11 protein-coding genes and 2 pseudogenes are annotated in these 7,666 nt (G+C 66.8%); 10 read left to right on the forward strand and 3 right to left on the reverse strand.

The annotated features are described in order from the left end of the window. The 8 genes and pseudogenes from AB0J09_RS49440 to AB0J09_RS49475 form a co-directional block, all read left to right on the forward strand. Positions 1–186, forward strand: a pseudogene (locus tag AB0J09_RS49440) (acyl-CoA desaturase); the annotation flags it as partial. 3 nt (positions 187–189) lie between these two features. Next, a pseudogene (locus AB0J09_RS49445) lies at positions 190–582 on the forward strand (TerC family protein); the annotation flags it as partial. 70 nt (positions 583–652) lie between these two features. Further along, positions 653–1,174, forward strand: a complete 522-nt coding sequence (locus AB0J09_RS49450; protein ID WP_360707889.1) for a hypothetical protein — start codon at positions 653–655, stop codon at positions 1,172–1,174. Positions 1,175–1,396: 222 nt separating this feature from the next. Beyond that, the gene (locus tag AB0J09_RS49455; RefSeq protein ID WP_360707892.1) at positions 1,397–1,555 is read left to right on the forward strand and encodes a hypothetical protein; all 159 of its coding nucleotides are present in this window, start codon (positions 1,397–1,399) and stop codon (positions 1,553–1,555) included. A gap of 140 nt (positions 1,556–1,695) precedes the next feature. Beyond that, positions 1,696–2,667, forward strand: a complete 972-nt coding sequence (locus tag AB0J09_RS49460) for a LysR substrate-binding domain-containing protein (RefSeq protein ID WP_360707895.1) — start codon at positions 1,696–1,698, stop codon at positions 2,665–2,667. 202 nt (positions 2,668–2,869) lie between these two features. Beyond that, the gene (locus tag AB0J09_RS49465; RefSeq protein ID WP_360707898.1) at positions 2,870–3,154 is read left to right on the forward strand and encodes a GlsB/YeaQ/YmgE family stress response membrane protein; all 285 of its coding nucleotides are present in this window, start codon (positions 2,870–2,872) and stop codon (positions 3,152–3,154) included. A gap of 61 nt (positions 3,155–3,215) precedes the next feature. Continuing rightward, on the forward strand, positions 3,216–3,554 hold the full coding sequence (locus tag AB0J09_RS49470) for a hypothetical protein (RefSeq protein WP_360707901.1): 339 nt from the start codon (positions 3,216–3,218) through the stop codon (positions 3,552–3,554). A 391-nt stretch (positions 3,555–3,945) separates the two neighbouring features. After that, entirely contained in the window at positions 3,946–4,206 is a 261-nt protein-coding gene (locus tag AB0J09_RS49475) for a hypothetical protein (RefSeq protein WP_360707904.1), read from the forward strand. Positions 4,207–4,265: 59 nt separating this feature from the next. Here the strand turns inward: AB0J09_RS49475 and AB0J09_RS49480 are convergent, their stop codons facing one another. Both AB0J09_RS49480 and AB0J09_RS49485 read right to left on the reverse strand, forming a co-directional pair. Further along, complete coding sequence (locus AB0J09_RS49480; RefSeq protein ID WP_360707907.1) at positions 4,266–5,117, reverse strand: universal stress protein; 852 nt, start codon at positions 5,115–5,117, stop codon at positions 4,266–4,268. Positions 5,118–5,231: 114 nt separating this feature from the next. After that, entirely contained in the window at positions 5,232–5,405 is a 174-nt protein-coding gene (locus AB0J09_RS49485) for a hypothetical protein (RefSeq protein WP_360707910.1), read from the reverse strand. Positions 5,406–6,212: 807 nt separating this feature from the next. On the opposite strand from AB0J09_RS49485, the gene AB0J09_RS49490 reads away from it, so the two are divergent. Together AB0J09_RS49490 and AB0J09_RS49495 are read left to right on the forward strand one after the other, a co-directional pair. Then, positions 6,213–6,479 (forward strand): hypothetical protein, encoded by a 267-nt coding sequence (locus tag AB0J09_RS49490; RefSeq protein WP_360707913.1) that lies wholly within the window; start codon positions 6,213–6,215, stop codon positions 6,477–6,479. Positions 6,480–6,687: 208 nt separating this feature from the next. Continuing rightward, complete coding sequence (locus AB0J09_RS49495) at positions 6,688–6,948, forward strand: hypothetical protein (RefSeq protein ID WP_360707916.1); 261 nt, start codon at positions 6,688–6,690, stop codon at positions 6,946–6,948. A 423-nt stretch (positions 6,949–7,371) separates the two neighbouring features. On the opposite strand, the gene AB0J09_RS49500 is transcribed toward AB0J09_RS49495, so the two are convergent. Continuing rightward, positions 7,372–7,666 (reverse strand): hypothetical protein (locus AB0J09_RS49500; protein ID WP_360707919.1); only part of this gene is annotated, 295 nt, incomplete at its 5' end.

A 7,666-nucleotide genomic window follows, 5' to 3' on the forward strand; every position in this document is an offset into this window, starting at 1 on the left:
CACCACAGCGAACCCAGCTGCGCCCGCCACGGCCTCGACCGCGGCCAGATCGACCCGTCCGCCGAAGTGATCCGCCTGTTCGAACGGCTCGGCTGGGCGAACAACGTGCACTGGCCCGACCACGACCGCATCCAACGCCGCCGCGCCGCCCCGTCAGAACAAGCCCGCGCCCCAGCCGGAGACTGACCGATGCCCCTTTCGGCGTCGCTGTCGGCATGGCTGCTCACCGGTGTCGCGGTAGCTGTGGTAATCGTCATCGATCTTGTGGCCGGGCGAGGCCGCCGCCCCAGCCCTCTGCAGGCCGGGGCGTGGGTGGGTGTCTATCTCATCCTGGCCGTCGCCTTCGGCGTCGGATTGGGACTGGTCGCCGGTGTGGATTCGGCGGTGCAGTTCTTCGCCGGCTACCTCACCGAATACAGCCTGTCTGTCGACAACCTGTTCGTCTTCGGGGTTGTCATGGCGGCCTTCGCCGTGCCGGCCACGCAGGAGGCCCGGGTGCTGCTGGTCGGCATCGCCGCCGCGCTCGTCTTGCGTGGGCTGTTCATTTTGGCCGGAGCCGCCGCTATCGACCGCTTCTCCGCCACCTTATATCTGTTCGGGGCCTTCCTGATCTTCGCCGCGGTGCAGCTCGTCCGCCATCGCCCGCAATCCGGTGTTGCGCCTGGTGGCTCGGATACTGCCCACCACCCCCGACTACCACGGCACCGCATGGATGATCCGGGTGGCAGGGCGGCGACTGCTGACCCCGATAGCGATGGTCATCGTAGCCATTGCGCTGTGCGACGTCATGTTCGCACTGGACTCCATTCCAGCCATCTTCGGCCTGACCCAGGAGCCCTACTTGGTCTTCACTGCCAACGCCTTCGCCCTGATGGGGCTGCGCCAGCTGTACTTCCTGCTCGGCGGCCTGCTCGACCGGCTGGTCTACCTCTCACATGGGCTGGCGCTCATCCTGGCCTTCATCGGGGTCAAACTCATCGCCCAAGCCGCCCACGACACCTTCCCGCAGATCCCAGTGTGGCTATCTCTGACGGTGATCCTCACTGTTCTGGCCGCGACCACGATCGCCAGCCTGGCCGCATCCCGGCACACGAGAACGCAAGACGCAAACAACTCGGCATCCGGCACCACGCCGCCCGCGCAGCCCGTACCGCCAGGAGGGAAGACACACTGAGCTTGCGGCGCTCTGGTGCCGCCCGCTCGCTCATCGATTCCAGTGATAACCCAACCGGTGATTGCTCGTTTCCTTGCTGAAGACCGGCGAGGACATTGGAACTTCAAGCCGCCTGACCGTGGTGAATGTCCGCCGGCACAAGGTCATGGCTGATGACGAAGACGGATCAACGAGGTCCGCCTCCGGGCCCATGTCCGAGCGGAGCGGTGAAAGGAGAACGCGATGAGTCTGCGTTGGGAGATCGACAACAAGGTACAGGCTCTCAAACGCTGGGCCAGGCGGCGCTTTCGCAGCCAGCGTCACCACGCGGGCAAGACCGATCGGGTCATGGACAATCCACAGCAGTCCGGCGGGAAGGTCAAGGACGCCCCCAAGCACTGATCCCCTCTTCGGCAGGGGCCGGATACCTCAGCCCGGCGAGTAGCGCCAACGCTCCTGCCAGGGGGCCACACTCCACGAGGCACCTAGAGTGGTGGAAGACGGCCCGGATCGGCGCCGCCCAGCAGAAAGGGGTGGCGGGCATGGAGTTGCGTCAGCTGCGCTACTTCGTGACGCTGGCCGAAGAGTTGCATTTCGGCCGGGCGGCGGCCCGCGAGCACATCGTGCAGTCAGCGCTCAGCCAGCAGATCCAGCGGCTGGAGCGCGAGCTGGGCGTGCGACTGCTGAACCGCAGCACCCACCACGTCGATCTGACCCCGGCGGGCGCCGCTTTCCTCATTGAGGCGCGCCAGATCCTCGACCACGTGGGCCGGGCCGGACAGGCCGCACGCAACGCCGTCGCGTCAGCGCCCAAGCTGCGCGTCGGCATCATCGACGCCGGCTACGACACCATGCCGCAGATCCTGCGCGAACTCCAGCGCAGCCATCCCGACATCACGATTCATCAGGTCGAAGCGGGCACCCCAGAGCAGTACCGGCAACTGGCCGACGGCCGCCTGGACATCGCTATCGGACCTGCTTCCCAGACCCAGGCCGAGGTAGCGTCCAAGCTGATCAGGCTCGATCCGCTCGGCGTGCTGGTGCCCGACGACCACGGCTTCGCCGGCATGGACGGCGTGCCCGTCGCCGCCCTCGCCGACGAGCTCCTGCTGCTCGGCGAGGAATCCCAGACGCCCGAGCTCAACCAGTTCGTCGTCGAGCTGTGCCGTTCGGCCGGGTTCGCGCCCACCATCTACGAGGGAACCGTCGAGAGCACCCGCGCCGCCGCCGACCTCGTACTCCAGCGCCGCTGCGTGCACTGCGTCCCCTCCTCGTTCCGCACCTCCAACCGGCCGGGCACCACCTGGCGGCCCCTGATCGAACCTGCCATGCACTACCCCTGGTCACTGTTGTGGCACGACGCCAACCCCTCTCCCCATATCGCCACCGTCATCAACAGCGCCCGACAACTCGCCGAGCGGCTCGGCTGGGTGGACCCCGTCGCCCCGCCCACTGGACCAACGCCCGGCGAAGATGCCCCGACAGTCACCAGCCACGGCGACGAGCCTGCCTGATGCACAGGCCCCGCACGCGCTGTGATCGGTTCTGGAGATGGATCCTTCCCGGATCGCCTGTTTCCGTACGGCACGCGTGGGTGTCGGCTCAAGGTGAACGACTTCGACCGCCGGCGATCACGCGGCGGTCGGCCCCCTGCTTCGACCGGTCCGGAAGGCCGATCCCATGCAGACATCGATGCACCGCCAAAGGAGTTCGGCCATGGGCATCATCGCTTGGATCACCCTCGGACTGGTCGCCTGGGCGGTGGCCAGAATGCTGGTCCCCGGCAAGGACCCGCAAGGATTGATCATCACTTTCGTGCTCGGCATCGCCGGGGCACTGCTGGGTGGCCTCGTGGCCACCCAGGTGCTGCACGTCTCCGGCATCCAGGGCTTCTTCGACCTGTCCACCTGGCTCTGCGCCATCGTCGGCGCGGCAGTCCTGCTGGGCGGCTACCACCTGATCACCGGCCGGAGTTCGGACCGCCGGGCCGGCCGCCCATGACCCCGCCCAGCACCCCTGGGGAGTTCACGCCTCCCTTCCGCCGCGGCAGAAGGGAGGCGTGATGCCCATCGCCGGAGCCATCGCGGTCATCGCGGTCGGCGCCATCCTCACCTTCGCCCTGGCGGACGGCTCGGTGGGCGGCCTGGACCTGCGCATCGCTGGTGTCATCCTGATGCTCGGCGGCGCCCTCGGGCTCCTGCTGCCACTGCTGCTCCGCACCAGGTCACGCTGGCCCCAGTCGACCGCTCGCAGCCTCCAGGACGTCATCGACGACCGACCGCCACCCAGCCCGGCAGATCCGCCCGGCGCCGACGCCAGGCAAAGCCGCCGCCTCCGGCCTCCCGGCTACGACGCCAGACAACACCGCGGCCGCAGGCCTCCCGGCAACCGCCGGCCCTGACCAGCGCCGGACGGCTAGCCGGGCGTAACGGCTGAAAGGCTGCGACCGTCCCACCGGTCCTCGCAAGTCCGGGGGCGCCGCTGTCGTCTGTACGCGGGAGTAGACATCTCCCCGGCCTCGCCGGCGAAGGGCCGACCCGAGCTCAACCCGCTGCTCTCACCTTCCAGCTCTCGGCCTGAGACGAGGGCGTCTCCTCCTGGAGGCAGACATGCCCACTATGACCACAATCGTCGCTATCGCTGTGGTGGCGATCCTGGTCACCGCCATCGGCTTCGTCATGGTGCAGCAGCGCTGACGAACACCACCACCCCCAGGCCCCCGACCGCACCCGCGACGACCAACCGACATCCCAGGGCGACTCCCGAAACGGCTCGCGAAAAGGTGACGCGACATGAACATGCACCACGACGATGAACGCCACGACGAAACCGCCGACCTGCCACCGCTCCCGCCCAAGCCCGCATTGAAGCACGACAACGATGGCAAGGTCCCGCTGCCGCCGCTCCCGCCCGAGTCCGTGCTGAGGCGCGGCAACGATGGCAAGAGCAGGCGGCCACCCCCGTCCGACAAGCTCGTTTTCGGCCTTGCGGTCCAGTCCGACGCGCCGACGGTGCTGTCCGAGCCTCTGCTCAAGAGCGATCCTGCCGACTGAGCCCCCAGATGGCCGTCGGCTGGGGTTTCACATCTCCGGGCCAGGGAGAGCAGGACGCCTTACGGCCGCACCACCGCGACGGAGCTGCGCGCTTGGTACAGAACGCCGAGGGTGACGGATCCAAGCATCACGGTGCCGATCGCCCCTCGGCCCTGGGAGCCCACGACGACCAGATCCGCCTGAGTGGAAACGCCGGCGAGGGCGTCGACAGGGTGGGCGCGCCGGACGTCCTCGATCACCTGAACCTGCGGATATTGCTGCCGCCATCCCAGGAGGATGCCGGCCGTGATCCGGCACTGGGCGTCGTGGATCTCGCCCAGATCATGGGCGCTTTCGGGGATGTGGGCATGCGTCGGCGGCTGCCACGCGTAGACGGCGCGCAGCGTGCACGCGCGAAGCAGCGCCTGCTCGAAAGCGTAGGCGAGGGCGGGTTCGCCTGCGTGATAGTCGTCGAGCCCGATGACGATCTCCCCGTAGGCGGTGTCGGGGTTGGAGCGGACGACGACCACCGGGCCGTGCGCGTGCCCTGCTACGTGGGTGCTCACCGAGCCCAGCACGGCCCCAGGGAAGCCGCCCAGGCCTCTGCCGCCGATCACGATCTCGCCGGCGTGGCCGGCTTGGCCGCGTAACACCGTCGCTGCAGCGCCCTGAAACAGCTCGCTGGTGATATCGATGCCAGGCTGTCGCTTGCGCGCGACCCTCTCGGCGTCGGCCAGAACGCTCTCCGCGCTGAGGGTGACGGCATCATCCGGGCCTGGGTTGGAGAACTTCGCGATCTCGTACGGCGAGCGGTCCACGGCGTGGACGATGCAGAGTCGGGCCGTCGCGCGCGCGGCGTCGTCGGCCGCCCACTCGACGGCCGCGGTCGCGGCGGCCGAACCGTCGGCGCCCACCACAATGACACGATTCATGGCCCCTCCAGTTTTTTGCCAGCTATTTGCTCATTGCTCGATCACGGAAATGTATCGGTCCATGGAGGTCGGCAATTGAGCGCTTGCCGTCGATGCCGTCGGCGGCGGCCGTGGTCAGCGCTTGAAAATACCTTTGGTCCTCCCACTGCGCTGCTTCAGATTATTTTCGGGTCGGCTGACCAGACCTCTCGATTCCAGTTGCTGGTTTCCGGTGGCGCGGCCGAAGTAGAGCATGATCCAGCCCTTGACGAGCCGCGTCCTGGTCTTGATCTTCCTTGTCAGACTCACAATGCTTCCCTTCAGTGGCTCTCGGGCGTCCGTCTCGAAGAAACCGTGGATCCACCGTCGCCGGGCACGATGCCCGGTCGGCGTTTTACGACCGCAACGCGGCCTGAACCCAAGGGTGCTCTTCTGGACGAGAACGGGAAACAGGCAATCGCCGACCTGGTTATCACTGCAATCGATAACCCGCCGATTCTGTCGATGAGGCTTTATGTCTTTTCTGGCCTCGCGGAAGGAGGTAAAATAACAATACGGAGGACATTTCGTGCGTTGGCATACGGGTTGGCGTCGCCCGCGGCGATAGACCACTTTCGGCCCTTCTCGAGGGCCTGAACAGGCCAGGCAACGATGATGACACTCCAGCCTCCGTTCACACCGGGCTGCTCCCGGCCGGAACCGACGCCGCCGAGGCGTTCTACCGGATCATCGATGCCGCCTACGAACGCCGCTCGATCGCGATCACCAGCACATTCACCCACCGGCTCGCCGAGGCTCTGGCGGGCAAGGGCGTCACCCCGTTGACCTGACCACCCATCAGGACCACCCCGGCCATCAGTATGGATTTCTGATGGCCACCAGCTGAGAGAACCCAAGTCCACCTACCTGGGGATCCTCATGGCCGTTGACAGGCGCCCATGACTCGAATCCGGAAGCCAGGGGTGAAATCGACGGCTCCAGATTGAGATTCGCACGGAGAAGGGGGCGAGGCACTGTTTGATCTTCTCGGCTACTGCTAGCCCGAAGAGAGTGCTTCATCACCGTGCATGCCGGATGAGCTCGCGCAGGAAGTGACCATAGGTCACGATGGCCAGTATGAGCGACGATGATGACGCGCGCGCCGAACTGGAGGAATGGAGCGAGTTCATCGGCCGGATCCGTTACGACGGTCCACGCCCTGGTGATGCCGGTGACGAGCGGTTGGCCGATGAGGCGGTGGCCAACGAGTTCTCCGGCTGGGGTCGACTCGACGGCTCTCCCGAGATGAACAACCTGGTCTGTCGTGCCTTGGAGATCGGCTACCTGCGGGCTCTGCAGGACGTTCGCGAGCAACGGATAGCCGGGCTGGGGCCCACAGACTGACATCGGTAGGAAAAGGCGCGGTTCACTCTGATCCAGCACGGGATCATCGAACTCGACCGCGGGTAGCGTGATTGCTACGACTTCCTTATCCCAGGTTGACTGGAGGGCGCCGCGCCCGCGGCGCGGTAGGCGGATGTGCAGGGCAATCGCCTACAGCGTTCGATGCTGGGCAGGTATTCCGTGCGGAGTCTGGCGAAAGGAGCCGGCCGTGCCTGAGAATGTCGCGCTGATCATTCGATTCCGCCTGGTGGGCGGTGAAGACGTCCCCGTGATGAGCGGGGACTTCGACGGGGAGCCGGAGGCGGTGGCGGCGATCGCTCGTGCTGTGGACGAGCGGCGCAGCCTGGTGTTGGTGCGGGCGAGATACGACCGTGAGGCCGACGTGCACGGCGTGATCATCAATCTCGCCAACGTGGTGTCGGTGCGTGTGTCGAAGACAGACAGCGCCGAGGCGGGCCAGTACCTGTAGCGGCGTGCGTGCCTTGCCGTGGTCTCCCACCGTGGTGGCGGCCACCGACACAAACCCGGATCACAAACGCGCCCCTCGCTTGGAGAGGTCGACGTACTCCAGGCCGAACTCGCGAGCGGGGCGGGCGGAATGAGCCGCCCAGCCGCTGATATCGGCATTCGAGATGTGGTTCGGCCTGGTCAGTGCTGTCCGAGACCAGGCTGCAGGTTGGCGAATCCGCCGGTCCGTGTCTCCGTCCGGCGATCGCGGGAGTTATTGATGCGCGTCGCCTCGGCAGTCGGTCTTCCAAGATGATGATCCGGCAGGCGGCTTCCGCAGGTGCGCCCTAGTTTACAGGTTCCCAGGTCCGGGCCTTCAGGCGCAGTTACCGACCGAGGGTTGGAAGCCGGTGTATGGCCGCTTCGCGTATCGGCTCGATCTGGGCTAGTAGCGGTGAGGGCCGACATGCCCCTCGAACAGCAGGCACGGCATCGGTTCGTCCCCGTAGGGGGAGCGCGGGTCGGGGGCAGGGTCGGCGCGTTCGGCCGGGCACGGCGGCAGGCGGGCGCGCCGATCGTGGCGGGCTGGATCCAGCACGGTGGTCAGCCGGTCGAAGGCCCGGTAGAAGCGGCGGGAGGAGGCGAGCACCTGGTGGATATCTTCTGGGTTGATGTCGGGCAGGCCGAGCCGGTGGCGCGTGGCGGCGGTCAGGCAGAACGCGGTGATCCGCCAGGCCTCG

The sequence above is a fragment of the Nonomuraea sp. NPDC049784 genome, from assembly GCF_040659615.1.
Lineage (GTDB): Bacteria > Actinomycetota > Actinomycetes > Streptosporangiales > Streptosporangiaceae > Nonomuraea.